The organism is Pseudomonas sp. FW305-3-2-15-C-LB1 (assembly GCF_058787615.1).
Window position 1 is genome coordinate 211271 of sequence record NZ_JBYSZX010000010.1, and the last position, 23748, is coordinate 235018.

Sequence of the window (23748 nt, forward strand, 5' to 3'; positions counted from 1 at the left end):
AGCTCGGAGAGTTGGATTCCAGATAGCCGGTGCGGAAAATCTTACAATTAGTTGCTGTTATTGCCATCATTGTAAGTTTTCCGCACTTTGTGCTTTTAAGCTTTGCAGCTGAATCAGGCTTTAATACTGTTAAGCAGTGGAAAAGCTTCCGAGATCGAATAATGATGATTGCCAACGAATAGGCCAAATTTATCGATATGCTCGGCGTTCTTCAGTTCTCCATGAACTTCGCAGTCGAAATACTTTACAACTTCATTTTTTGCGAAATTTCCAGCTACGATAGGGCGACACTCAAAACCGAGTTCGTTCAGTTTTTCAACAAGTGACTTGCGTGTCAACTTGCTTCCCGGGCGTATCACCAAGCTGAAACCAAACCAACTGGATTCGCCAATCTCTCGTTGAATGATGATTTCCGGGTGGTCTTTCATTGCTGCTTGTAGAAGAGCACCATTCTTACGTCGCTCCTGAATTAGAGTGGGCAGGCGTTTTACCTGCTCCACACCTAGTGCGCCCTCGAGTTCAAGCGGCCGAACATTGTAACCGGGTAAAACGAAGCGAAATGACTCTTCGAACGAATCATCACTCTTATCGCTGCATACTAAGTTTTGCTTAGGCAGGTTTCGAGTCCAGCCATGGGCTCGCAGGGAGAGCAGGATCTGATACAGCTCTTCGTCATCGGTTACGATCAGACCTCCCTCCATCGTCGAAATGTGGTGGCTGAAGAAGGAACTGAAGCTACCCATAATACCGAAGGTGCCAGCTTGTTTTCCGTTGTAAGATGCTCCCATCGACTCGCAGTTATCTTCAATCAGGACAATCTTCTGCTTACCGATGATCTCTTGAATGCGTGCGAAATCATTCGGATTGCCAAGAAGGTTTACGGCCATAATGGCGCGGGTCTTATCGGTGACAGCGAGTTTAAGTTGTTCAAGGTCGTAGTTTAAGGTTTGGAGATCAATGTCAACGAACTTAATCTTCAAGCCGTACTGGTAAAGCGGGTAGTAAGTGGTACTCCACGAAACGGCCGGTACAATGATTTCATCGCCGCGTTGCAGTTTTAAGTCGGCGTTTTTAGTGTAAAAAAGAGCGGCAATAATCAAGAGGTTTGCGGACGAGCCAGAATTAACCATTACACAATGTTTACTGCCTACAAACTGCGCAAAGTCTTGTTCAAATGCTTTTACATTTTCGCCCATTGTAAACATGCCGGTGGCTATAACGCGTTGCATTGCGTCGAGTTCTTCTTTTTCCCAAGAAGAAGCGGCTAGCGGAAAATTAATACTCATTGTTGATGCTCCATATAATAGCTGTAGGTCTTTTCAATACCCTCTTGCAGGGTATGGTGCGGCTTCCAACCCCACAGTGTCTGACGCTCGATATTCACGAGTTTGCGCGCCATCCCCACCGGCTTGGTAGTATCATGTACGAATTGACCGCTGTATCCCATTACTGCAGCTACAGCGTGATAGTACTCATTGATTGAGTGATCCTGCCCAAGACCCACGTTCATGTTCAGGGGCAGGGAATCGAATTTCCGTAATGCCTGCATAATGGCGTCGCTCAAGTCTCCACTATACATGAACTCACGTCGGGCAGTCCCGTCACCCCATATTTCGACATTTGAATCATTGTTTATCTTCGCTGTGTGAATCTTATGTATAATCGCGGGTAGCAGGTGTGAGTGCGCAGGGTCGAACTTGTCAAAACGACCATAAATATTGCAAGGAATCAGAGTCTTGTATTGAAAGGTCGAGTCTTCGCGTGTGATGTAATCGCAAAGGCGTGCTGTAGTAACTTTTGCTAATGCATAGCCTTCATTAGTCGGTTCCAGTTCGCCCTTTAAAATCATTTCTTCGCTGAGAGGCTCGGAATGATTGCGCGGGTACATGCAGGAACTACTTAGGTTTATTAGGCGCTTTACGCCTGCTTGACGGCTAGCCCATACAATGTTTCTGCCCATATCAAGGTTGTCCAGCAGAAACCCCACAGGCTCTCTGATGTTCACTTGGATACCACCCACTTTTCCGGCCGCATGAATGATCAAGTCGGGCTTGGACTCAGATAGATACTTTTGAATTGCGTTGAAATCACGTAAGTCCAGTTCGCTACTACGCGGAGCAAGAACTTCAAAGTCTTCAATGCAGGGGTGCTCGAGGAGATTGCGCCCGACCATCCCGCCGCCGCCCGTCAACAATATTCGCATCTTATTCATCTGGTAGATTGCCAAATAGAGTTATTCGTTGTAGCTGAAGGTTGTGTATCCATGCTTTTTGATCAGCTCATCCCGTTCAGCACTTTTCAGATCCTCACGTACCATTTCCTTGACAAGCTCTTCAAACGTGATTTTCGGAGTCCATCCAAGTTTCTCTTTAGCTTTGGATGCATCCCCCAATAGAGTTTCAACTTCGGTTGGGCGGAAGTAGCGGGGATCCACTGCTACAATGCATTTACCGACTTCGTTGTAGCCTTTTTCATCCTCACCTTCACCTTTCCAAGTGATGGTGATACCTAGTTCTTTGGCTGCAGCGTTTACAAAGTCTCGTACGCTGTATTGCACACCGGTTGCGATTACGAAATCTTCAGGTTTTTCCTGTTGAAGCATCAGCCACTGCATCTCGACATAGTCTTTGGCGTGTCCCCAGTCTCGAAGTGAGTCCATATTGCCCAGATAGAGGCACTCTTGCAGGCCAAGCTTGATGCGGGAGAGTGCGCGGGTGATTTTGCGAGTAACAAAAGTCTCACCGCGAATCGGGCTTTCGTGGTTAAAGAGAATACCGTTGCAAGCGTAGATTCCATAGGCTTCACGGTAATTGACGGTAATCCAGTACGCATAGAGCTTGGCGACCGCGTAAGGGCTACGCGGATAAAACGGGGTGGTTTCTTTCTGGGGAGTTTCTTGAACCAGGCCATAAAGTTCTGAGGTGGAGGCTTGATAGAAGCGAGTTTTTTTCTCGAGGCCAAGAATTCGAATGGCTTCCAGAATTCTCAGGGAGCCGAGTGCGTCAGAGTTTGCGGTGTATTCTGGTTCTTCAAACGAAACGGCAACATGGCTTTGTGCTGCAAGGTTGTAAATTTCATCTGGTTGAACTTTTTGAATGATACGAGTCAAGCTGGATGAGTCAGTCATGTCTCCATGATGGAGGAAAAAAGGGTGACCTTTGTCGTGTACGTCGTGGAACAGGTGATCAATTCGGGCAGTATTAAATAACGAACTGCGTCGCTTTATCCCGTGTACCTCATAACCTTTGCTCAGCAAAAGTTCAGCAAGGTAAGCACCATCTTGTCCTGTGATGCCAGTAATAAGTGCTTTTTTAGTCATGTTCTCTTCCATAATTGTATTTTGGATTTAGTGGCTGGATTTGTCTGAACTTACTCGATGGTTTCTAGTTCAGACGGTCCGTTTTTTAAACTCGAAGATCTTACAGAGGGGGTACGTAAGTCTATATTTGGTCGATGTAAATTTACTTCGTAATAGTCCCTCCATTACGCGGCGTTTCATCCCATTTCTAATCTAAGATTGTGCGCAGTCATAATCATTGATCTGCTTGGCTAAAAGCTTGGAGAGCTGATATTCGCATGACCTAATTAGCCTCCGGGAAAATAAAAGACTGAGAGTATGTTCAAATCAAGATGTTTACCTGAATTGTCATTAAATGTACGGCCTTGCAAAAGGGACCCTCTATTTTCATACCGCATAGCAAAACCTTATGCATTAGGCTGTTGATAGTGGTCTCGCGAGCTTTCGCGGCGCACCGCTTCGCTGCAGTCAAAGTCAACATAGTACTTTACACCTGACTTCGCGCTTCTGACCAATTTTACCTGATGCGAGGACTGGGAGGTTATTTTTTCAAGTGTTGTAGATGTGCTCATGGTCTCAATGAGCATTGGCGCACGGGCATGCATTTTTCTTGCTCATTAGTCATCTGTTTTTAGCTTCCACATACTCTGTAACTGCGTTATTTTTGACAGCTTTCCTCCATCGCCTACCCTAGAAAAGCAGCTTCGGAAAAGCTGCTCTCTCAACTATGTCATGGAGCGTCACCGATGCAAATCACTTACATCTCGTCCCTTATATTTGCCTTTCTCACAAGCCTCTCCGTCGCCAGCGCAGCAGCACCTGCCAGTAGACCCGAGGCGCAAACGCCGATCTCTGCACAGATGAACAAGGTAGATCAGGCCGCCAAGGTCAACCTCAACGCTGCCGACGCCGAAACCCTGCGCCGCGACCTCTTCGGTATTGGCGTCTCCAAAGCCAAAGCAATCGTTGCCTATCGTGAAAGCAATGGTCCATTCACTGCGGTGGATGAGTTGCTGGAAGTTAAGGGGATCGGCAAGGCTCTGCTGGAAAAGAATCGCGATAGGCTTGTCATCAACTAATCCAATGAGGGGAGGCCGGTCATTGGCCGGCTTTTTCATCTTGTGAAACCTGGATTTTCAAGCTTCCCCGCACCACACCCATGATGCGCATCGCCATTGCCGAGTCTTGGACACTTCGAGCCAGCACAAGGGCACCCACCAGTGTCGACATCATCACCAGGCTTTGTGCATCACGTTGTCCATCCCCCAGCGCTGTCTCAATCTGCTGAAGCCTTGCGCCGAGCACAGCATCTGTAGTCGCGCTGTGTTGGCCTCTCAGCCCCAACTCGGAAGACATGGTTGGCAATGGGCAGCCTTCAGCCGGCGAGATCAGGTGCCATTCAGACAGGTAACTATCAATGAATGCTTCCAGCGGCCGTTCCTGGCTGAACAGTATCTCGCAATGCGCATCCAGCTCGGCAGCCGCGGCCTGCAGTGCCTTTTCCACCAGTTCGTCCTTGGATTTGAAGTGCGCGTAGAAACCGCCATGGGTCAAGTCCAGGGCTTTCATCAACGGCTGCAGACCGGTCGCGCCGATCCCGTCGCGACGAAAGCGTACCGAGGCTTCCTTGATGATGCGTTGGTGGGTCTTGGCTTTGTGGTCGGATGAGTAACGCATAGGTGGGCCTCAGTGACAGGCTGGCATTTTAACCGACTTGAATCTTTTTACACGCTGACACGTTGGCATGAAAAGTGATTACCTGCCCACTAAGGATTGTTCAACAATCGTGAAGGTAACCATGACACTCAGTTTGTCTCTCGCCGACCAGATCGCCCTGGAGCTCCGCGCCGACATCATCGGCGGGCGATTGCTGCCAGGCATGCCATTAGTCGAAGGGGAACTGGTCAACGCCTACAACGCATCGCGCAACACGATCCGTGAAGCGTTGCACCGCCTTGGGCAAGAAGGGTTGACCCGTTATGTGCGCAATAAAGGCGTGATGGTCCGGCGGGTTGCGCGCGAGGAAGTGCGGGATTTGTTTGTCGTGCGCCGCACCCTGGAGTTGCAGGCCATCGCCCAGAGCGGCCCTCTGACAGAAGATCAATCCAGGCGCATGCAGAACGCCATCGATGCCACCACCCTCGCCCGCGAGCGCGAAGACTGGCGTGCGGTCGCCACCCACAGCCTGGTGTTTCACCAGCACATCGTCGGGTTGATGCGCAGCCCGTTGTTCGATGAGTTTTTTGCCCAGGTCATCGCCCAGCTGCGGCTGGTGTTCTGCGCCGCGCCCGATGAGCGGCGCTTCCAGTCGCCGTGGCTGGAGCGTGATCGTGAGATCTACACGTTATTGGTCCGGCAGGATAAATCGGCGGCGGGGGAGGCGATGAGCCTCTACCTGGATGATTCGGAACGCTTGTCCCTGGCCTTGTTTAACCACCCCTGATCGAGGATCCGCACCATGTACAAAGACTATCCGGCCGCTTATCAGGTCAGTAATGGTTCGGCGTTGCAGGTCGACACAGCGTTTTACGAGCGCATCCGTGATCGAAAAGACCAGCGCACGCTGATCGAGCAGTTTGAGGTGCCGATTCGTACGGGCAGGGCGTGGAAGGTGCCAGCCGGACATGTGTTCCGTGTGACCACGCCGGTCGGCCCGCAGGTGGGTGATTTCAACGTATGGAATGCCAATGACCCCCGTGAGCGCCTGTGGGCGGCTCGCACCCGGCAGTTGCAGGGCGCCCATGTCAGCACCCATGACCGCTTGTGGTCGAACCTGCCATTCCTGCGGCCTTTGGTGACGATCACCGATGACAGCCTAGCCAGCTACGGCATTGATGAGCACGGCGGGCGGCTGCATGATTTGCTTGGCACACGTTGTGATCCCTATGTGAATCGGATGCTGACCGGTGAGGATTTCCATCACCATTGCCACTCCAACCTGACACGCGCGGTGTTGCCTCACGGTCTGACGGAATTCGACGTGCATGACGTGCTGAATATTTTCCAATGCACCGGTCTAAATCACGACGACATGTACTTCATGAAGGCCTGCCCCGCGCAGAAGGGCGACTACCTGGAGTTCTTTGCCGAGATTGATTTGCTATGCGCGCTGTCGACGTGCCCCGGTGGGGATTTGTCGCTGCCGATGTGGGGGCCGCAGGCGCAGGAGCCGCTGACGGTATGCCGTCCGTTGGGGGTTGAGATCTACACGTTGGAGGATGCGTTGCTCAATGGCTGGAGCCAGCCGGAACGTGCTGCCTACAAGGGGCAGCACGGGTTGCGTATTGCCAAGGCGGATTGGGAGTAGCCAAGGCTCAGCGGTCCTGCGCATCCTTGGCATCCGCCTGGGCGTTGCGCTCGGCCACGCGCTTGCGTTGTTCGTCGGTGAGTTCCACTTTGTTGGCGCTGTCACGCAGCATCATCAGTCCACCGACGATCGACCCGATCGCAACTACCATAATCAACCACGCGTACCACGGCATAAGGCTCTCCTTGAGGCAGATTGCCGCGGGAGAGTTTTCCCACGGTAATAACTGCTTTGAGTGACAGGCTTTCTTACTAGTTCAGTGTAGGCCCGTTCTGCCTCGCAGTAGATCAGAGCCCGGTCAACATCGCATCCGCCGGTGCATCGGCACGGTCTTGCGCAGTCATCTGGAAGTAGGCGAACCCCACCACCATAAAGCCCAGGAAGATAAGCCCGATCAGCGCGTTGAACCAAGCCATGGCCACCAGGCACACCACCGCCAGCACCAGGGCAATGCCCGGCACGATGGGGTAACCCGGCGCACGGAAGGTGCGTTCCAGCAGCGGTTCGGTCCTGCGCAGTTTGAACAGGCTGAGCATGCTCATGATGTACATCACGATGGCGCCGAATACCGCCATGGTGATCATCGCCGCGGTCAGTGTCATACCGCCGAGGTTGATCAGGCCGTCGCTGTAGATCGCCGCGATGCCGACCACGCCGCCGGCGATGATTGCGCGATGGGGTGTCTGAAAACGCGACAGTTTGGCGAGAAAAGACGGCAGGTAACCGGCGCGGGCCAGGGCGAAGAACTGGCGCGAGTAGCCGAGGATGATGCCGTGGAAACTGGCCACCAGGCCGAACAAGCCAATCCACACTAGCATGTGCAACCAGCCGGAGCTGTCGCCGACCACGGTTTTCATGGCTTGTGGCAGTGGGTCGTTGATGTTGGACAGGGTGCGCCAGTCACCCACGCCGCCGGCAAAGAACATCACACCCATGGCCAGGATCACCAGGGTCAGGATGCCGCTGATGTAGGCCTTTGGAATGGTGCGCTTCGGATCTTTGGCTTCTTCGGCGGCCATGGCGGCGCCTTCGATGGCAAGGAAGAACCAGATGGCGAAGGGAATTGCGGCAAACATGCCGGCAATCGCCGATGCGCCGAACGTGTCGGAACCGGCCCAGCCATTCAGGGCAAAGTTACTGAAGCTGAAGGCGGGCGCCACTACGCCCATGAACACCAGCAACTCAGCGACGGCGAGCACGCACACCACCAGTTCGAAGGTGGCAGCGAGCTTGACGCCGAGGATGTTCAGGCCCATGAACACGATGTAGGCACCAACGGCGGCGTGTTTGGGGTCCAGCGCCGGGAACTGCACATTCAGGTAGGCGCCGATGGCCAAGGCGATGGCGGGCGGTGCGAAAACGAATTCGATCAAGGTCGCGAGCCCCGCGATCAAGCCGCCTTTCTCACCAAAGGCGCGACGGCTGTAGGCAAACGGACCACCCGCATGGGGAATCGCGGTGGTCAGTTCGGTGAAGCTGAAGATGAAGCAGGTGTACATCGCGGCGACCATCAATGAGGTCACCAGGAAGCCCAGGGTCCCGGCGACGCCCCAGCCATAGCTCCAGCCGAAGTATTCCCCGGATATCACCAGCCCGACGGCGATGCCCCATAAGTGCAGAGTGCCTAGGGTGGGTTTGAGTTGTGTGTTCATCGTGACGCGCTCCCTGAACGGTTTGGAATGATTCAAGGTGTTGCAGCGGACATGCCATGCCTTACAACCGTGTCGTAAAGCGGCGCAACTGTCGTCTGGGGGATGGTTTGGCGTTTGAAATTTTCCGGTGTCGCACCAGATAAGTGCGGGGGTGGCTGGCAGGGCCTCATCGGGGGCAAGCCCCCTCCCACATTTTGACCGGTGTACGCAGGCCCGGTGTGGGAGGGGGCTTGCCCCCGATGAGGCCCTCCAATCCAGCACAACCCTCCCTGTAAACCCCGCATAAACCCACTCTTTACGCCGTCTTTACGCCCCGCCCACCCCCTCGCTCTCGTTCCTTTACGCCACTCCTGCCGACAATTGCCCCACACGCGGCACTCGCCGCTAAACGGAGAGACTTCCATGAGCGTTCTGGACGGGGTGTCACTGCTATTGGCCGTGGCGCTGTTCATTTATCTGCTGGTTGCGCTGTTACGCGCGGATCGGAACTAGGAGCTGGCCATGCACAGTTATGACTATTGGCTGATCATTGCCTTCTTTGCCGTGGTGCTGGTGCCGGCCCCGTTCCTGGGGCGGTTCTATTACAAAGTAATGGAAGGGCAGCGCACCTGGCTTACGCCGGTGTTCGGTCCCGTGGAGCGCGCCTGTTATCGCCTGTCGGGCGTGGACGAGCATCAGGAGCAAAGCTGGCAGAAGTACATGCTTGCCTTGCTTGCCTTCAACCTCGCGGGCTTTTTGCTGCTGTTCGCGATCCTGTTGTTCCAGGACTACCTCCCACTGAACCCGCAGAAATTGCCGGGGCAGGAATGGACCCTGGCCTTCAACACCGCGGTCAGTTTCATGACCAACACCAACTGGCAGTCCTACAGTGGCGAGGCGTCCCTGAGCTACCTCAGCCAGATGGCCGGCCTGACCGTGCAGAACTTTGTCAGCGCGGCGACGGGTCTGGCAGTGCTGGTCGCGCTTTGCCGTGGGATCGGTCGCAAATCCACCAAGACCCTTGGCAACTTCTGGGTCGACATGACCCGCGCCACCCTCTACGGCCTGCTGCCGTTGTGCCTGGTGCTGGCGTTGTTCCTGGTGTGGCAGGGCGTACCGCAGACCTTCGCCCATTACGTGGATGCCGTGACCCTGCAGGGTGTGGATCAAGTGATCCCCCTGGGCCCGGCCGCCAGTCAGATTGCGATCAAGCAGTTGGGCACCAACGGCGGCGGCTTCTTCGGTGTCAACTCGGCGCATCCGTTTGAAGACCCTACCGCTTGGGCAAACTTGTTCGAAGTGGCGTCAATCATCCTGATCCCCGTGGCGCTGGTGTTCACCTTCGGCCATTACGTGAAAGACCTGCGTCAGAGCCGCGCGATCCTCGGCTGCATGCTGGCGTTGTTCCTGATCGGCGGCGCGACCTCGCTGTGGGCCGAATACCAGCCCAACCCGACCCTGAACAATCCAGCCGTGGAGCAGACTGCGCCACTGGAAGGCAAGGAGGCACGCTTCGGCACCGCCGGTACGGTGCTGTGGTCGGTGACGACGACAGCGGCATCCAATGGCTCGATCAACGGCATGCAGGACAGCCTCAATCCACTCAGCGGCATGGTCGCGCTGGTCAACATGATGGTCGGCGAAGTGATCTTCGGCGGCGTCGGCGCCGGCATGTACGGCATGTTGCTCAACGTGTTGATCGCGGTGTTTCTCGCCGGCCTGATGATCGGCCGCACCCCGGAATACCTGGGCAAGAAGCTGCAGGCCAAGGAAGTGCAATTGCTGGTGGTGACCCTGCTGGTGATGCCGGTGGGTGTGCTCGTGCTCGGCGCCATTGCCGCCAGCCTGCCTGGCCCGGCCAGTGCCATCAGCAACCCTGGCCCCCACGGCTTCAGCCAGTTGCTCTACGCCTACACCTCGGCGAGTGCCAACAACGGCTCGGCCTTCGGTGGCTTCAGCGCCAACACACCGTTCCATAACCTGATGCTGGGCCTGGGCATGTTGATCGGCCGCTTCGGCTACATCCTCCCGGTCCTGGCCCTGGCCGGCAGCCTGGCGATGAAGAAGACCGCACCGATCGGCCAGAACAGCTTCCCGACCCATGGCCCGCTGTTCGTGACCCTGTTGACCGTGACCATTCTGCTGGTGGGCGGCCTGACTTTCCTGCCAACGCTGGCGCTGGGTCCCATTGCTGAACACTTGAGCATGGGCTTCTAAGAGGCGATATGAACATGAATATGCCTGCAAAAAATGCGGCCCCGGTCAAAACCCAGGAGCCTGCCAAAACCGCCGTCTCGGCTCTGTGGCGCCCGGCGCTGGTCCAGGCGTTCGTCAAGCTGGACCCGCGCCAACTGCAACGTTCGCCGGTGATGCTGGTGGTCGAACTGACCGCGATCCTCACCACTGTGCTGTGCTTCGTGCCCGACACCACCGTGCCCACGTTTGTCGCCGTACAAATCGCCGTGTGGCTGTGGTTCACCGTGCTGTTCGCCAACTTCGCCGAAGCCCTGGCCGAAGGGCGTGGCAAGGCCCGCGCCGACAGCCTCAAGGCCGGCAGCGAAGGCCTCAGCGCACGCCGCAAGGAGGCCGATGGCAGCTTCAAGGTCGTGCCGGCCACCAGCCTGCGCAAAGGCGATGTGGTGCGCGTTGCCGCCGGGGAAATGATCCCCGGTGACGGCGAGGTCATCGAAGGCATTGCGGCAGTCAACGAAGCGGCCATTACCGGTGAATCGGCACCGGTGATCCGTGAGTCCGGTGGTGACCGTTCAGCCGTCACCGGCAACACCCGCCTGGTGTCTGACTGGCTGCTGATTCGTATCACCGCCAACCCTGGTGAGTCGACCCTGGACCGCATGATCGCCCTGGTGGAAGGCGCCAAGCGCCAGAAAACCCCCAACGAAGTCGCGTTGGATATTCTGCTGATCGGCCTGACCCTGATCTTCCTGTTGGTGGTGGTAACCCTGCAGCCGTTCGCCCATTTCGCCAGCGGCAGCTTGCCGTTGGTGTTCCTGGTCGCACTGCTGGTGACGCTGATTCCTACAACTATTGGCGGCTTGCTGTCGGCGATCGGCATCGCCGGCATGGACCGCCTGGTGCGCCTCAACGTGATCGCCAAGTCCGGGCGTGCCGTGGAAGCAGCGGGCGACGTGCATGTGTTACTGCTGGACAAGACCGGCACCATCACCTTCGGTAACCGTCGCTGTGCGGCGGTGGTCGCGGCGCCTGGCGTCAGTGGCAAGGAAGTGGCCGAAGGCGCATTGTTCGCCTCCCTGGCCGATGACACGGCGGAAGGTAAATCCATCGTTGAATACCTGCGCGCCTTGCACCCTCAAGCCGAGCCGACCGCAGACGAACTGACGGCCGTGCCGTTCAGTGCTGAAACCCGCTTGTCCGGTGTCGACTACCAGGGCCGTGTGTTCCGCAAAGGCGCGGTGGATTCGCTGCTGGCCTTCATCGGTCAACAACGTCGCGACTTGCAGCCTGCGCTGTCGCGGGAAATCGACAAGATCGCCCAGAGCGGCGGCACCCCGTTGCTGGTGTGTGCCGACGGCAAGTTGCTCGGCGCGATCCACCTGAAGGACGTGGTCAAGCCGGGCATCCGTGAGCGTTTCGCCGAGCTGCGCAAACTGGGAATCCGTACCGTGATGGTCACCGGCGACAACCCGTTGACCGCCGCCGCGATTGCCGCTGAAGCGGGCGTGGACGACGTACTGGCCGAAGCCACCCCGGAGAAAAAACTCGCCCGCATCCGTCATGAGCAAAATGATGGTCGCCTGGTGGCGATGTGCGGCGACGGCGCCAACGACGCCCCGGCGCTGGCCCAGGCGGACGTCGGCATGGCGATGAACGATGGCACCCAGGCTGCGCGCGAGGCCGCCAACATGGTCGACCTCGACAGCGACCCGACCAAGCTGTTGGACGTGGTGCAGATCGGCAAGGAATTGCTGGTGACCCGTGGCGCATTGACCACCTTTTCCATCGCCAACGACGTGGCCAAGTACTTCGCGATCCTGCCGGCGCTGTTCGCTTCGATCTATCCGCAACTGGGCGTGCTCAACGTGATGCACTTGCAGAGCCCGCAGAGCGCGATCCTTTCGGCCATCGTGTTCAACGCGCTGATCATCGTGGTGCTGATCCCCCTGGCGCTGCGCGGTGTGCGCGTACAGGCGGCGAGTGCGGCGGCATTGCTGCGGCGCAACCTGCTGATCTATGGGCTGGGCGGGATCCTGGTGCCGTTCGTGGGCATCAAGGCGATCGACATGCTGCTGACTGCGTTGCACCTGGTTTGACCCGATTCCTGTGGGCCCCCGACGGGTGCCCACAGGTTGCAATGACCGATTTGAGGAATCCGAAATGTCCAACATGATCCGCCCGGCCCTGAGCCTGCTGGTGCTCATGACCCTGATCACCGGCGTCGCTTACCCACTGGTGGTGACTGGTGTCGCCCAAGTGGCTTTCCCGAACCAGGCCAATGGCAGTCTGGTGCGCGACGACAGCGGCAAGGTGCGTGGCTCCAGCCTGATTGCCCAGGACTTTACCGGTGCCAGCTGGTTCCACCCGCGCCCATCGGCCGGCGCGTTTGCGACGGTCTCCAGCAGCGCCAGTAACCTCGGCCCCAGCAACCCGGCGCTGGCGACGCGTATCTTCGATGACGCGAGTAAACAGTTGGTGCCGAGCCAAGGGCCGGTGCCTCTGGCATCGCTGACTACCTCTGGCAGCGGTCTTGATCCACACTTGCCACCCCAGGCGATTGCCTATCAACTGGCAAGGGTGGCGGCGGCGCGGAATGTGCCGGTGTCGACTTTGCAGCGTTTGCTCGATGAACACATCGAAAGCCCGCTGGTAGGCCCGCCGGTGGTGAATGTGCTGGCGCTGAATATGGCCCTGGAAAAGTTGTAGGCAGTGGCGCCGCCATCGCAGGCAAGCCGGCTTCCACAGGGGAATGCACTCCAAATGTGGGAGTGGGCTTGCCCGCGATGACGTCCTGCGGCGCAACCCATAAACATCTGAAGGAACCCCGAGCATGAGCGACTCCGGCCGCGCCGATGCCCTGTTAGCCGATCTGCCCCGGGACGGCCGTGGCCGGCTCAAAGTCTTCCTTGGCGCCGCGCCGGGTGTGGGCAAGACCTACGCCATGCTCCAGGCCGCGCACACGCAACTGCGACAGGGCGTGAAGCTGATCGCCGGTGTGGTCGAAACCCACGGCCGTGCCGAGACCGAAGCCTTGCTCAGCGGCCTGCCGCAGCAACCGTTGCTGCGCAGCGAATACCGTGGCGTGATGCTCGAAGAAATGGACCTCGACGGCCTGCTCGCCGCCAAGCCCAAGCTGGTGCTGGTCGACGAATTGGCCCACAGCAACGCCCCCGGCAGCCGTCACGAAAAGCGCTGGCAAGACATCCAGGAACTGCTCGCTGCCGGCATCAACGTGTTTACCACGGTCAACGTCCAGCACCTGGAAAGCCTCAACGACCAGGTACGCGGCATCACCGGCGTGCAAGTGCGTGAAACCCTGCCGGACTGGGTGCTGCAAGAGGCCGACGAACTGCTGCTGATCGACCTGCCGTCCCGCGAGCTGCTGGAGCGCCTGCGCGATGGCAAGGTCTACGTGCCGGAGCAGGCGCGGGCGGCCATCGATGCGTTCTTCACCCAGACCAACCTGATGGCCTTGCGCGAGTTGGCCATGCAAACCGCCGCCGCCCACGTCGATGACGATTTGGCCCAAGGCTATCGCCAGCTCGGCCAAGCCGCGCCGGCGGTGCGTGGGCGCTTGCTGGTCGGCGTGGATGGCGATGCCCAGGCCGAGCGCCTGGTGCGCCATGCCAGCCGGGTTGCCCAGCGCCGCCATTTGCCGTGGAGCCTGGTGCATATCGATAACGGCCGAGCGCGGGACGAGCAGTCGCGGCTGCGCCTGCAAAATGCCCAGCAGTTGGCCGAGCGACTGGGCGGCGAGGTGGTGTTGCTGCGCGCAGGGGAGGTGGCCAAGACGCTGATCCAGCACGCCGCCGAACGCCGCGCCAGTCTGCTGCTGGTGGGGCAGTCGCGGATGCGTTGGCGCCGTCGCTTGTTCGGCGGCGGCCTGGCTGCGCGTTTGTTGCGTAATGCGCGAGGTTTGGAAATCAACGTCCTCGACAGCGACGATATCCCGGCGCCGCCGCGCTTGCCGGATGTACGCGGGCTAGTGTGGTTCGACTACGCACTGGCGGTTTTGGCCACGGTGGTCGCGGCGGCGGTGGCCTGGGCGGTGTCCAGCGCCTTGCCGCTGCCGAACATCTCTCTGGTGTTCCTGGCGGCGGTATTGCTGGTGGCAGTGCGTAGCAGCCTGGGGCCGTCGCTGGTGTGTGCGGCATTGTCGTTCCTGACCTATGACTTCCTGTTTATCCCGCCGAATTTTTCCTTCGCCATCCAGCGTGAAGAAGACGTACTGACCCTGTTGTTCTTCCTGTTGATGGCGGCGCTGACCGGCAACCTGGCTGCGCGCCAGCGCCGCCAGTTGCAGGCGTTGCGCGACACCCAGGAAGAAACCAGCGAGCTGCTCGACCTGTCGCGCAAACTCACGGCCGCCACCGATCGCCAGGCGGTGATCAGTGCTGCCGCACATCACCTGGAAGGCTGGAGCGACCTGGACCTGTGCCTGGTCAATCGTGATGGCCAAGGCGGTTGGACAATCGAGACCGGCGGCCCGCTGACGCTTACCGAAGCCGAGCGCGCCGCCGCCGATTGGGCTTGGCAACATGACCAACCAGCGGGCATGGGCACCGGGACCCTGCCGTTCGGGCGTTGGTGGTGGTGGCCGTTGTCGGGCGAAGAAGGCCCGCTGGGTTTGCTGGGGGTCAGTCCCAAACCGGGCCTGGAATTGAGCGGCCAACGCCGTCGCCTGCTCACCGCCTTGAGCCAGCCATTGGCCCAGGCGCTGGCGCGGGCGCAACTGGCCCAGGAGTTGGAGTCTGCAAGGTTGCACGGCGAAACCGAGCAACTGCGCAGCGCCTTGCTGGCGTCGGTCTCCCATGATTTGCGCACACCGCTGACCTCCATGCGTGGCAGCATCGACAGCTTGCTGGCACTTGGTGAAGCGATCCCGCTGGAGGATCGTCGCGAATTGCTTGAAGGCACTCGCGATGAGGCTGAGCGTCTTGACCGTTACATTCAGAACCTGCTGGACATGACCCGCCTCGGCCACGGTGCGTTGAAGCTGGCGCGGGATTGGGTGTCGCCGGGTGATATCGTCGGCAGCGCCCTCGGCCGTCTGCGTGCAGTGCTGGCGCCGTTGCAGGTGAGTACCGACGTACCGCCCGAGTTGCCATTGTTGTATGTGCATGCTGCGTTGATCGAGCAGGCGTTGGTGAATGTGCTGGAAAACGCCGCGCGTTTTTCGCCGCCGCAAGGGCGTTTGCAACTGAGCGCCGGCGTTGCCGATAACCAGCTGTTCTTCGCCGTGGCCGACGAAGGCCCCGGCATTCCCGAGGATGAGCGCGCAAAGATCTTCGATATGTTCTACACCGCAGCACGCGGTGATCGAGGCGGGCAGGGCACGGGGCTGGGCCTTGCAATCTGCCAGGGCATGGTCGGCGCCCACGGTGGGCATATCAGCGTGGCCGACGGCATTGACGGGCGTGGCACCTGCATCACCTTGTTCCTGCCGTTGCCGACACAGCCTGGCCTGGAGCGCGAGGCATGAGCTACCCTGTTTTCTTCACGGATTTTGATTGGAAGCCATGAGCCAGACCGCGACGATTTTGGTCATTGATGACGAACCGCAGATCCGCAAATTCCTGCGCATCAGCCTGGCCTCGCAGGGCTACAAAGTGATCGAAGCCGGTACCGGCAACGAAGGCCTGGCCCAGGCCGCGTTGAACAAGCCGGACCTCCTGGTCCTCGATCTTGGCCTGCCCGACATGGACGGCCAGCAGGTGCTGCGTGAATTTCGCGAGTGGTCGACGGTGCCGGTGCTGGTGCTGTCGGTGCGGGCCAGCGAGGGGCAAAAGGTCGAGGCCCTGGATGGTGGTGCGAATGACTATGTGACCAAACCCTTTGGCATCCAGGAGTTTCTCGCCCGGGTGCGTGCATTGCTACGCCAGGCGCCAGCGGGGGAAGCCCAGGAAGCAGCCTTGCGTTTTGGCCCGCTGACGGTGGACCTGGCCTATCGCCGGGTGCTGCTGGACGGCGCTGAAGTGGCGCTGACGCGCAAGGAGTACGCGGTGCTGGCGCAACTGGCACGGCACCCTGGGCGGGTGATTACCCAGCAGCAATTGCTCAAGGATATCTGGGGGCCGACCCATACCGAGGACAGCCACTACCTGCGCATCGTCGTGGGACACCTGCGCCAGAAGCTGGCGGATGACCCGACCCAGCCACGGTTTATCGTGACCGAGGCGGGGGTGGGGTATCGGTTGTTGGGCGGATAGATCTCAGGTGCTTCTCTGTGGCGAGCGGGCTCGCCACAACGGCGTTAGTGACGCGCCTGTTTCAGCGTTGCTCACTTTCATAGCGATCCAACGTATCACTGGCAATTTCCCGTCCCAGGGCGATTAATTCCGGCGCTTTGTAGAACTCGAAAAAACGGCACACCCGCTTCGGCACGTTGATCAGCACGTCGGGCGGGTAGCCGGCGATCTTGTACTGCGCCAGCGACGTCTGCATCACCTCGAAGCTCTGGTTGATCAGGTCCAGCAGCGAAGCCGGGCCGACGTTATCAATGATGAACGACCCGGTTGCCGACTTCGGTGCGCCGGGCTTTTCCGGTGCCGCGGCGGGTTGTTGGGATTCCGGTTCGGCAGATTCCAGCCACGGGTTGATCTCCGCCGCCTGCGCTTCCAACGCCTCCTGCTCGAGTTTCATCAATTGTTCGGCCTGCTTGCGGCGAAAGGGCAGGTGCGAACCGAGTGATCTCGCCAGGTTGTTGAAGCGGCTCTTGAACGCGGGCGGGCGTTGGATCACCGGCAACTGGTAATGCTTCTGATTGGTGGCGTTGAGGTTGACCGCAATGATCAAGTCACAGTGGCTCGACACCACCGGCACGATGGGCAGCGGGTTGAGCAGGCCGCCGTCCACGAGCATGCGGTTGCCTTGCATCACCGGGGTGAACAGGCTGGGAATCGCCGCCGAGGCGCGCATGGCCTGGTGCAGGCAGCCTTCCTGAAACCAGATTTCCTGCTGGTTGGTAAGGTCGGTGGCGACTGCGGTGTAGGGGATGCGTAGTTCTTCGATATTGATCTCGCCGACGATCTTGCGGATCTGCCCGAAGACTTTCTCGCCACGAATGGCGCCCAGGCGGAAGCTCACGTCGACCAGGCGCAACACGTCGAGGTAGTCGAGGCTTTCAATCCAGTTTCGATACTCGTCCAGCTTGCCAGCGGCGTAAATGCCGCCGACTACCGCTCCCATTGAACAGCCGGCGATACAGGCGATGTCGTAGCCGCGCCGCTCGATTTCCTCGATCACCCCGATATGGGCGTAGCCCCGAGCTCCACCGGAACCCAGCACCAAGGCAACACGTTTCTTCATGGTCCATGTCCTCCCCAAGGCAGGTGCCCACAATGCACCCATGAGAGGCCGGCTTCAATATTCGTGGGAGCCTGCAATATTTTTCCAGGATAGCGCTGCTGCTCGGGTATGCTCTGGCCAATAGGTACTATCGATTTCAGGCTAAGGACAGGCACTTTTCCCTGTAGGCAACGTCTACAACGTACGACTGTTTTTTCTTTTTGAGGTGTCATTGATGAAAGCCTGGATGTGTGTGCCTGTGATCGTGTTGGCCCTGGCTGGTTGCGCCGGGAAAACCGCCTACCGCGACAGTTGCGGCAGCCAGTTGGACGCCGCTTGGAAAGAACTTGACCTGGCCAAGGCCGAAGGCTTTGCCGGCACCGTGAGCTACTCTAAGGCACTGTCTCTGTTGACAGGCGCCAAGACCCAGCAGCAATTTGAAGCGTTTGAAGGCTGCTCCAACAAGGCCGAGAAAGCGCGGTTCTATATTCGTGAGTCTCGCGCCGGGCGTTGACCTGTAGCAGCGAGTAGGATTTCTCATCAGGTAGTGGGGGCAGGATGTCAGTTTTGGTCGATCAGTTAGTCGCTCAGGTCATTGGCCTGGAAGTAGGGTTACTGAGCTGCCAGGCTCGTCTTGCCGCCGTCACCGACGACGAAGCCCTGCATGACCTGCGCACCACTGTGCGCCGTCTGCGCAGCCTGTTGCGCCCCTTGCGCGGCTTGCCAGGGGTGGAGCAGCTTGAATTGGCGGCCAGCACCGTCGGCCAATTGACTACGCCGCTACGCGACCGCGAGGTGCTGGCGGCGTATTTGCACCTGCATGGCCATCATGAGGCCGCAAACCGACGACTGCGCCTGCAACCCGAGGCCTATCGTCAGGTGGCGCAAAGCCCGGAGCTTGCGCACTTGCTGCTGATCCTCGACGCCTTCCCGCGTTTCATCCGTGCTTCTGAGCACCAGAAGTTGCTCAAAGGCCTGCGCCCACGCATCGAAAAGCGTCTGGCCAAGCAATGGCAGGCACTCGATAAGGCCTTGAAGGATCCGGGCCATGATCGCCATCGCCTCCGCTTGCTGATCAAGCGCGTGCGCTACGCCGCCGAGGCCTATCCCGAGTTGGATAAATTGCCCGCCAACGCCATGTCGCACCTGAAAAAAGCCCAGGGCGCCCTGGGGGATTGGCATGACTGCTGGCAGTGGTTGGTCCAGGCTGAACACCAGGCTGATCTGCAACCTTGTGTTGCCGTATGGCATCGCACCATGGCCAAGGCGGAAGGGCAGGCGGATCGAGTGCTGGATAAACTCAGCGCTGATTGCTTCTAAGCCGGTCCGGCTTTTGGCCGGAATAGGCGCTGTACCTGATTGGCCTGATGGTTAAGATCCCTCATCTGTTCCCTTTGATGTGAGACCGCCATGCGCTTTAGTGATTTGCTCGACGCCGCCCGCAGCAACCCGCTGGATGTCACCATCCCCGCCGAATGGGCCCAGGGCCGTGCGACCTTTGGTGGCCTGGTCGCCGCATTGCAATACGAAGCCCTGCGTGCCCAAGTGCCCGCGGATCGTCCTTTACGGTCGCTGGCAATCACCTTTGTTGGCCCGGTAGCGCCGGACGTCCCCGCCAGTTATCAAGTCGAAGTGCTGCGCGAAGGCAAAGCCGTCAGCCAATTGCTTGGCCGTGTGGTGCAGAACGGTGAAGTGGCGACACTGGTACAGGCCAGTTTCGGTGGGGCCCGTGAGTCGGAAATTGCGGTCGAAGGCGAAGCGCCGCCGGTGTTCAAGCACTGGGATGAGTGCCAGGAACTGCCTTATATCAAGGGCGTCACCCCGGAATTCATGCGCCATCTGGCGATGCGCTGGAGCGTCGGCGGCTTACCCTTTACCGGTAATAAATCCCGCGACATGGGCGGTTGGGTACGGTTGCGCGGCGATGTGAAGGAAGAGCCGCTGACGGAGGCGCATATCCTTGCCCTGGTCGACGCCTGGCCCCCTGCGTTGCTGCCGCACCTGAAAAAGCCGGCACCGGGCAGCACCCTGACCTGGACCATCGAATTCATCCAGCCGTTGCAAGACCTCACGACCCTCGACTGGTGCCAGTATTGCGTCAATATCGAGCACGCCCGCGACGGCTACGGCCATGCCGCCGCCGCCCTGTGGAGCCCGACCGGCGAACTCATCGCTATCAGCCGCCAGACCGTGGTGGTCTTCGCCTGATCTCAATGCCTGTGGCGCTGCCGCCAGGCGCGCCACCAGCCACCGCTCAACACAAAGCGCGGAAAGGTCACGAACTGCTCGACCACCAGGCGTTGGACCGCATCTTTACGATCACTGAACGGTTCACTGGCCTGGGCTTCCAGGCTATGACCATGACGCTGCAACGCCAGGCCAGCCAGGATACCGACCACACCGACGGCAAAACTGGCCAGGCTCAGGCTGAACACCCCGGATACAATCAACAGAAACCCGATGATGAACAGCGGCACGGCAATCAGGTGCAACGCCAGGTTGGTCGGGTGCTGATGGTTCTGCGGGTAGTGACGCCATTGCCAGGCGGGGAGATTGGGGTGACGTTTGCCCATGATGATGAATCCTCTGTCCGTTGAAACAACTTGAACAGAGTTTAGGCGGGGGCGGGCGGGGCGGCGAATTGGGGCTGGCTATGGGGGTCATAGAGGGTAGTTTTCGGCATGTCCCCCCTTATGTCCAAATAACGCAGTCATGGTCGTCCATGTGTATCAGAAACGTGAGGTTGTTATCGGTTATCTGGAATGGATAACCGGTCGTCTCACCCAGAACCGCTGTAATATCTTTTGCATCATGGATTTTCTAAGCCCTGTATGCCGAATCGAACCCCACTGAAACTAGATTTCTTGACTAATCCTGTTCTGTATTTCCTGCCAGAAGTTAGAGTCGTATTCTGTGCTTTTTCGTTCAATTCGATTGGTTCGGGTACATCGCTTTCTGACTTGAAAAGACTCCACGCCAGATTGTTAATCGAAGTCGTGAGTTCTGCCGATTCAATTTTCTGGCGCGTATATTTAAAGTTTCGAATGAGTTGTCTATATTTTTTCGAGATGATGGATTAGGTGGCGCCCCCCTAGCCGCATTTATGGGGAAGTATATACTGGGTTTGGTTATTTGAAGTAATAGTCGTCCGGATCGTTGATATAAACGGTTGGTCCGCTGAGTGAAATAAATTTTGCGTTGAACTCTATGTGTGCATTATCGCTGGTGGCTTCAAAAGTAAAGTGGTCCATTTTCTTATTGATTTTTACGGTAAATACCTCGTGTGCGGGGATGTTAAAGACTTTCAGATTTTTAATGTCGTTGCAGGTTATTCCAAGTCTGCACATGTTATACCCTTTGTTTTTCCATTTTTCTGGTAGTTTGTCTGGAAATTCGGAGATGTCGAATCCTATTCCAATACAAGGCTGATCATTTTCTACCCTTAATGAGGAAATGGCTATTTTTCCAATCTCAACAGGAAGGCTGAAGACTTTGCTAAGAAATATACTCCCCTCTAACTCGTTCCAGTATTTCATTTTTTATTTCCTGAATGGATAGTGTTTTTTTGCGCCTTCAAGATAACCTTTTCGAGGTTTTTCGATTGGTCTCAAATTAAAGTGCGATGAATGGTCTCCAATTCCATCTACGCTACCGTATTTATGGCCTGCTGAGTGGTCTTGGATAAGGATTTTCGAGCCGTTTGCTCTTGTGAATTGATAGACTTTTGTGTTTATGGGTTTGCCGTTTTCATCCAGAACTGTTTTCCTATTCTTGTCTGTCATTTTTTCAGTCGTGTATTGTTTGGCCTTTCCTATGTCTGGGTCTACTACCATATCCGGGGCCTGAACCATCGGTATCCCAGCATCTCTTTTCGCTTGTCTGAAAGCGCCTCTGCGAGAAACATCAGGTGTTTCCGGTTCATTCTGTGTTTTACAGGCTGGCTGTTGTATCCCTTTCGGCGGACAATTGGCGCTCAGCCCTGTCGCATCCACCCATCCCGTGGGATTAGGCACGTACTGGTACGCATTGATCCCACCCGCCAGCTTCACTGGATCCGGCGTCAGGTAACGTCCAACATCCGGATTGTAGTAGCGATGGCGGTTGTAGTGCAGCCCGCTTTCCTGATCGAAATACTGACCCTGGAAGCGCAGCGGATTGTCGATTTTTCCGGTATCAAGACGGCTGATTTCGCCATAGGCACGGTAATGCGCGGACCAGACGATTTCGCCATCCGGGGCGGTGAGTTCTTGCGGCGTGCCGAGGTGGTCGAGTTGGTAGTGGTAGGGCTTGGTTTCCTTGGGGCCGAAGCCTTCCAGCAAGGCTAGCGGACGGAAGCTGTCTGGTTCGTAGAGATAGCTGCGATGCCGATCCGCATGGTGTTCGCCAATCAGTTTGTCGCCTTGCCAGAAGAACTCGGTGGTAATGCCGTCGACGGTTTTACTGATACGCCGCCCAAACGGGTCGTAGCGGTAGCTGGCGATCTGGCCGTCAGGTCGGGTGATGCTGATCAGACGGTGCTGGCAGTCGTAGCGGTATTCGGTGACGAGTTGATGGCCCTTGCCGCGTCGTTCGCGAATCAGGTTGCCGAAGGCGTCGTAGTCGTAATGATGGTCGCCCTGGATCATCAGACGGTTGCCGGCGACGATGTCGGGGCCGGGGCGGTTTTGCATGAGCAGGTTGCTGGCGGGGTCGTGGCCGAAGCGTTCTTGCTCGCCTTGAGTTTGGTCGGCGCGGGTGAGGCGGTTGAGTGGGTCGTAGTGGTAGCGGTGTTCGCCCTTGCGAGTGTCGAGCAGGCGGGTGAGGTTGCCGGATTTGTCGTAGTCGTAATGACGGCGATAGACCGGGCCTTCGGCGTCGTTGATGCTCTGGTTGAACAGGCGGCCTTGGTGGTCGTGTTGGTAGTGGCTGAACAGTTGGCCTTGTTGGCGTTGCTGTTCGCGACCGGCCTTGAACAGGTGTGAGGTGAGAACGGCGCCATTCAGTTCGACGGTGGCGAGGTGGCCGCCTTTGTCGTGATTGAAGGTGAGGCGGTTGTTGTCCGGCAGGCGCAGGTTTTGCAGGTGGCCGCAGGCGTCGTAGCCGTAGCGCAGGGTGCCCCAGCCTTGGTGTTCGGCGGTGAGGCGGTTTTGGCTGTCGTACTCGTAGGCCAGGGCCCAGTGGCCGTCTTCGACGCCTAAGAGATTCCCCTGGCGGTCGTAGGTGTAATCGACGGTATTGCCATCGGGCAGGGTTTTTCTGATCAGGCGTCCGGCATGATCGCGCTGGTAGCGGGTAACCAGCTGACTGCCGTCATCGCCGTGTTCGGTTTTTTCCTGAAGGTTGCCGTTGAGGTCGTATACGTACGCCGTGCGCTGGCCGTCAAAGCCGATTTCCTGCTGGATCAGGCCGTTGCTGCGGTACTGGAGCCGGTAGGTCTCGCCCACCTCGTTTTCGATCTCGGTCAGCAGTAACCGCGCGTTGTCGTAGCGGTACTTGATCTGGGTGCCATCGGCATTGATGCGGCGGCTGATCAGGTGCAGGCCGTCGGTGTATTCGTAGCGGGTGACGTGCCCCTGTTCGTCGCGTTCGGAAGTGATTTTTCCGTAAGCGTTGTAGGTATATTTACGCGTGTCGCCGCTCGGCAAGACGACCTGGACTAACCGCCCAACGTCGTCCCACTGATACTGGGTCAGCGCGCCATGCTCATCCTCACGCGCAATCTGTCGCCCCAGATCGTCATAGCGATAACGCTTGATCCCACCATTGGGCAACTGCTCTTCAAGCAACTGCCCACGCTCATTCCACACCAGCCGCTGACAGCTGTGGTCCGGGTACCAAACCCCAACCAGTTGCCCGTATTTGTTGTAGCTGTAGTCAGTCACATGACCATCAGGATCGGTCTTGCGCGTTACATCGCCCTGATCATTGCGCTCATACTTCCAAACCGCCTGACCCCGCCTTACAACCCGTACGAAGCCGTTGTCATGCTCGTAGGTCGTCGGCTCATCGTCCCCCGGAAACACCGCCACCAAGCGCCCGGCTTCGTCGTACTG

General features: G+C 58.0%; 22 protein-coding genes. 12 read left to right on the top strand and 10 right to left on the bottom strand.

Annotated features, from left to right (window positions below; genetic code table 11):
• Positions 1-113: 113 nt before the first annotated feature.
• The 3 genes from AC3WP7_RS20330 to gmd are packed head-to-tail and all read right to left on the bottom strand — an operon-like array spanning position 114 to position 3319.
• Complete coding sequence (locus AC3WP7_RS20330; protein WP_092247598.1) at positions 114-1286, bottom strand: DegT/DnrJ/EryC1/StrS family aminotransferase; 1173 nt, start codon at positions 1284-1286, stop codon at positions 114-116.
• Entirely contained in the window at positions 1283-2227 is a 945-nt protein-coding gene (locus AC3WP7_RS20335) for a GDP-L-fucose synthase family protein (RefSeq protein WP_207240144.1), read from the bottom strand. The genes AC3WP7_RS20330 and AC3WP7_RS20335 overlap by 4 nt, the downstream gene beginning before the upstream one ends.
• Before the next feature lie 6 nt (positions 2228-2233).
• The gene (gmd, locus tag AC3WP7_RS20340; RefSeq protein ID WP_092247601.1) at positions 2234-3319 is read right to left on the bottom strand and encodes a GDP-mannose 4,6-dehydratase; all 1086 of its coding nucleotides are present in this window, start codon (positions 3317-3319) and stop codon (positions 2234-2236) included.
• Positions 3320-4044: 725 nt separating this feature from the next.
• Between gmd and AC3WP7_RS20345 the strand changes: the two genes are divergently transcribed.
• Positions 4045-4377: a ComEA family DNA-binding protein gene (locus AC3WP7_RS20345; RefSeq protein WP_092247604.1), complete on the top strand. Its 333-nt coding sequence runs from the start codon at positions 4045-4047 to the stop codon at positions 4375-4377.
• A 19-nt stretch (positions 4378-4396) separates the two neighbouring features.
• On the opposite strand, the gene AC3WP7_RS20350 is transcribed toward AC3WP7_RS20345, so the two are convergent.
• Positions 4397-4975, bottom strand: a complete 579-nt coding sequence (locus AC3WP7_RS20350) for a TetR/AcrR family transcriptional regulator (RefSeq protein ID WP_093527370.1) — start codon at positions 4973-4975, stop codon at positions 4397-4399.
• Between the two features lie 121 nt (positions 4976-5096).
• Here AC3WP7_RS20350 and AC3WP7_RS20355 point away from each other — a divergent pair, with 121 nt between their 5' ends.
• Together AC3WP7_RS20355 and AC3WP7_RS20360 are read left to right on the top strand one after the other, a co-directional pair.
• On the top strand, positions 5097-5741 hold the full coding sequence (locus AC3WP7_RS20355) for a GntR family transcriptional regulator (RefSeq protein ID WP_102593174.1): 645 nt from the start codon (positions 5097-5099) through the stop codon (positions 5739-5741).
• 15 nt (positions 5742-5756) lie between these two features.
• Entirely contained in the window at positions 5757-6605 is an 849-nt protein-coding gene (locus tag AC3WP7_RS20360) for an urea carboxylase-associated family protein (protein ID WP_102593173.1), read from the top strand.
• Positions 6606-6612: 7 nt separating this feature from the next.
• Here AC3WP7_RS20360 and AC3WP7_RS20365 read toward each other — a convergent pair whose 3' ends face one another.
• Positions 6613-6780 carry a DUF2897 family protein gene (locus AC3WP7_RS20365; RefSeq protein WP_003172675.1) on the bottom strand — a complete coding sequence of 56 codons (168 nt, stop codon included), beginning with the start codon at positions 6778-6780 and terminating at the stop codon, positions 6613-6615.
• A 112-nt stretch (positions 6781-6892) separates the two neighbouring features.
• Positions 6893-8257, bottom strand: a complete 1365-nt coding sequence (eat, locus tag AC3WP7_RS20370) for an ethanolamine permease (RefSeq protein WP_102593172.1) — start codon at positions 8255-8257, stop codon at positions 6893-6895.
• Positions 8258-8659: 402 nt separating this feature from the next.
• On the opposite strand from eat, the gene kdpF reads away from it, so the two are divergent.
• From kdpF to AC3WP7_RS20400, 6 genes are all read left to right on the top strand, one after another.
• On the top strand, positions 8660-8749 hold the full coding sequence (gene kdpF / locus AC3WP7_RS20375; protein ID WP_003218754.1) for a K(+)-transporting ATPase subunit F: 90 nt from the start codon (positions 8660-8662) through the stop codon (positions 8747-8749).
• A gap of 9 nt (positions 8750-8758) precedes the next feature.
• Positions 8759-10453, top strand: coding sequence for a potassium-transporting ATPase subunit KdpA (gene kdpA, locus AC3WP7_RS20380; protein WP_102593246.1), 1695 nt, complete (start codon positions 8759-8761; stop codon positions 10451-10453).
• An 8-nt stretch (positions 10454-10461) separates the two neighbouring features.
• Positions 10462-12525, top strand: coding sequence for a potassium-transporting ATPase subunit KdpB (gene kdpB / locus AC3WP7_RS20385; protein ID WP_071490038.1), 2064 nt, complete (start codon positions 10462-10464; stop codon positions 12523-12525).
• A gap of 64 nt (positions 12526-12589) precedes the next feature.
• A complete protein-coding gene (gene kdpC / locus AC3WP7_RS20390) occupies positions 12590-13135 on the top strand; it encodes a potassium-transporting ATPase subunit KdpC (RefSeq protein ID WP_071490039.1) in 546 nt (181 codons plus the stop codon).
• A gap of 124 nt (positions 13136-13259) precedes the next feature.
• Positions 13260-15911 (top strand): DUF4118 domain-containing protein, encoded by a 2652-nt coding sequence (locus tag AC3WP7_RS20395; RefSeq protein WP_092247625.1) that lies wholly within the window; start codon positions 13260-13262, stop codon positions 15909-15911.
• 37 nt (positions 15912-15948) lie between these two features.
• The gene (locus tag AC3WP7_RS20400) at positions 15949-16638 is read left to right on the top strand and encodes a response regulator (protein ID WP_071490041.1); all 690 of its coding nucleotides are present in this window, start codon (positions 15949-15951) and stop codon (positions 16636-16638) included.
• Between the two features lie 61 nt (positions 16639-16699).
• On the opposite strand, the gene AC3WP7_RS20405 is transcribed toward AC3WP7_RS20400, so the two are convergent.
• Positions 16700-17737, bottom strand: coding sequence for a patatin-like phospholipase family protein (locus AC3WP7_RS20405; RefSeq protein ID WP_058424475.1), 1038 nt, complete (start codon positions 17735-17737; stop codon positions 16700-16702).
• A 214-nt stretch (positions 17738-17951) separates the two neighbouring features.
• On the opposite strand from AC3WP7_RS20405, the gene AC3WP7_RS20410 reads away from it, so the two are divergent.
• The 3 genes from AC3WP7_RS20410 (at position 17952) to AC3WP7_RS20420 (ending at position 19924) form a co-directional block, all read left to right on the top strand.
• The gene (locus AC3WP7_RS20410; RefSeq protein WP_012722962.1) at positions 17952-18230 is read left to right on the top strand and encodes a hypothetical protein; all 279 of its coding nucleotides are present in this window, start codon (positions 17952-17954) and stop codon (positions 18228-18230) included.
• 44 nt (positions 18231-18274) lie between these two features.
• Complete coding sequence (locus AC3WP7_RS20415) at positions 18275-19036, top strand: CHAD domain-containing protein (protein ID WP_102593247.1); 762 nt, start codon at positions 18275-18277, stop codon at positions 19034-19036.
• 90 nt (positions 19037-19126) lie between these two features.
• Positions 19127-19924 carry an acyl-CoA thioesterase gene (locus AC3WP7_RS20420; protein WP_102593248.1) on the top strand — a complete coding sequence of 266 codons (798 nt, stop codon included), beginning with the start codon at positions 19127-19129 and terminating at the stop codon, positions 19922-19924.
• Between the two features lie 2 nt (positions 19925-19926).
• Here AC3WP7_RS20420 and AC3WP7_RS20425 read toward each other — a convergent pair whose 3' ends face one another.
• The 3 genes from AC3WP7_RS20425 to AC3WP7_RS20435 all read right to left on the bottom strand — a co-directional run.
• Positions 19927-20289 (bottom strand): Mpo1-like protein, encoded by a 363-nt coding sequence (locus AC3WP7_RS20425; protein ID WP_058424472.1) that lies wholly within the window; start codon positions 20287-20289, stop codon positions 19927-19929.
• 555 nt (positions 20290-20844) lie between these two features.
• Positions 20845-21252, bottom strand: a complete 408-nt coding sequence (locus AC3WP7_RS20430; protein ID WP_092247633.1) for an Imm50 family immunity protein — start codon at positions 21250-21252, stop codon at positions 20845-20847.
• 3 nt (positions 21253-21255) lie between these two features.
• Positions 21256-23748, bottom strand: a 2493-nt coding sequence (locus tag AC3WP7_RS20435) for an RHS repeat-associated core domain-containing protein (protein WP_492599329.1), incomplete at its 5' end; no start/stop codon positions are given.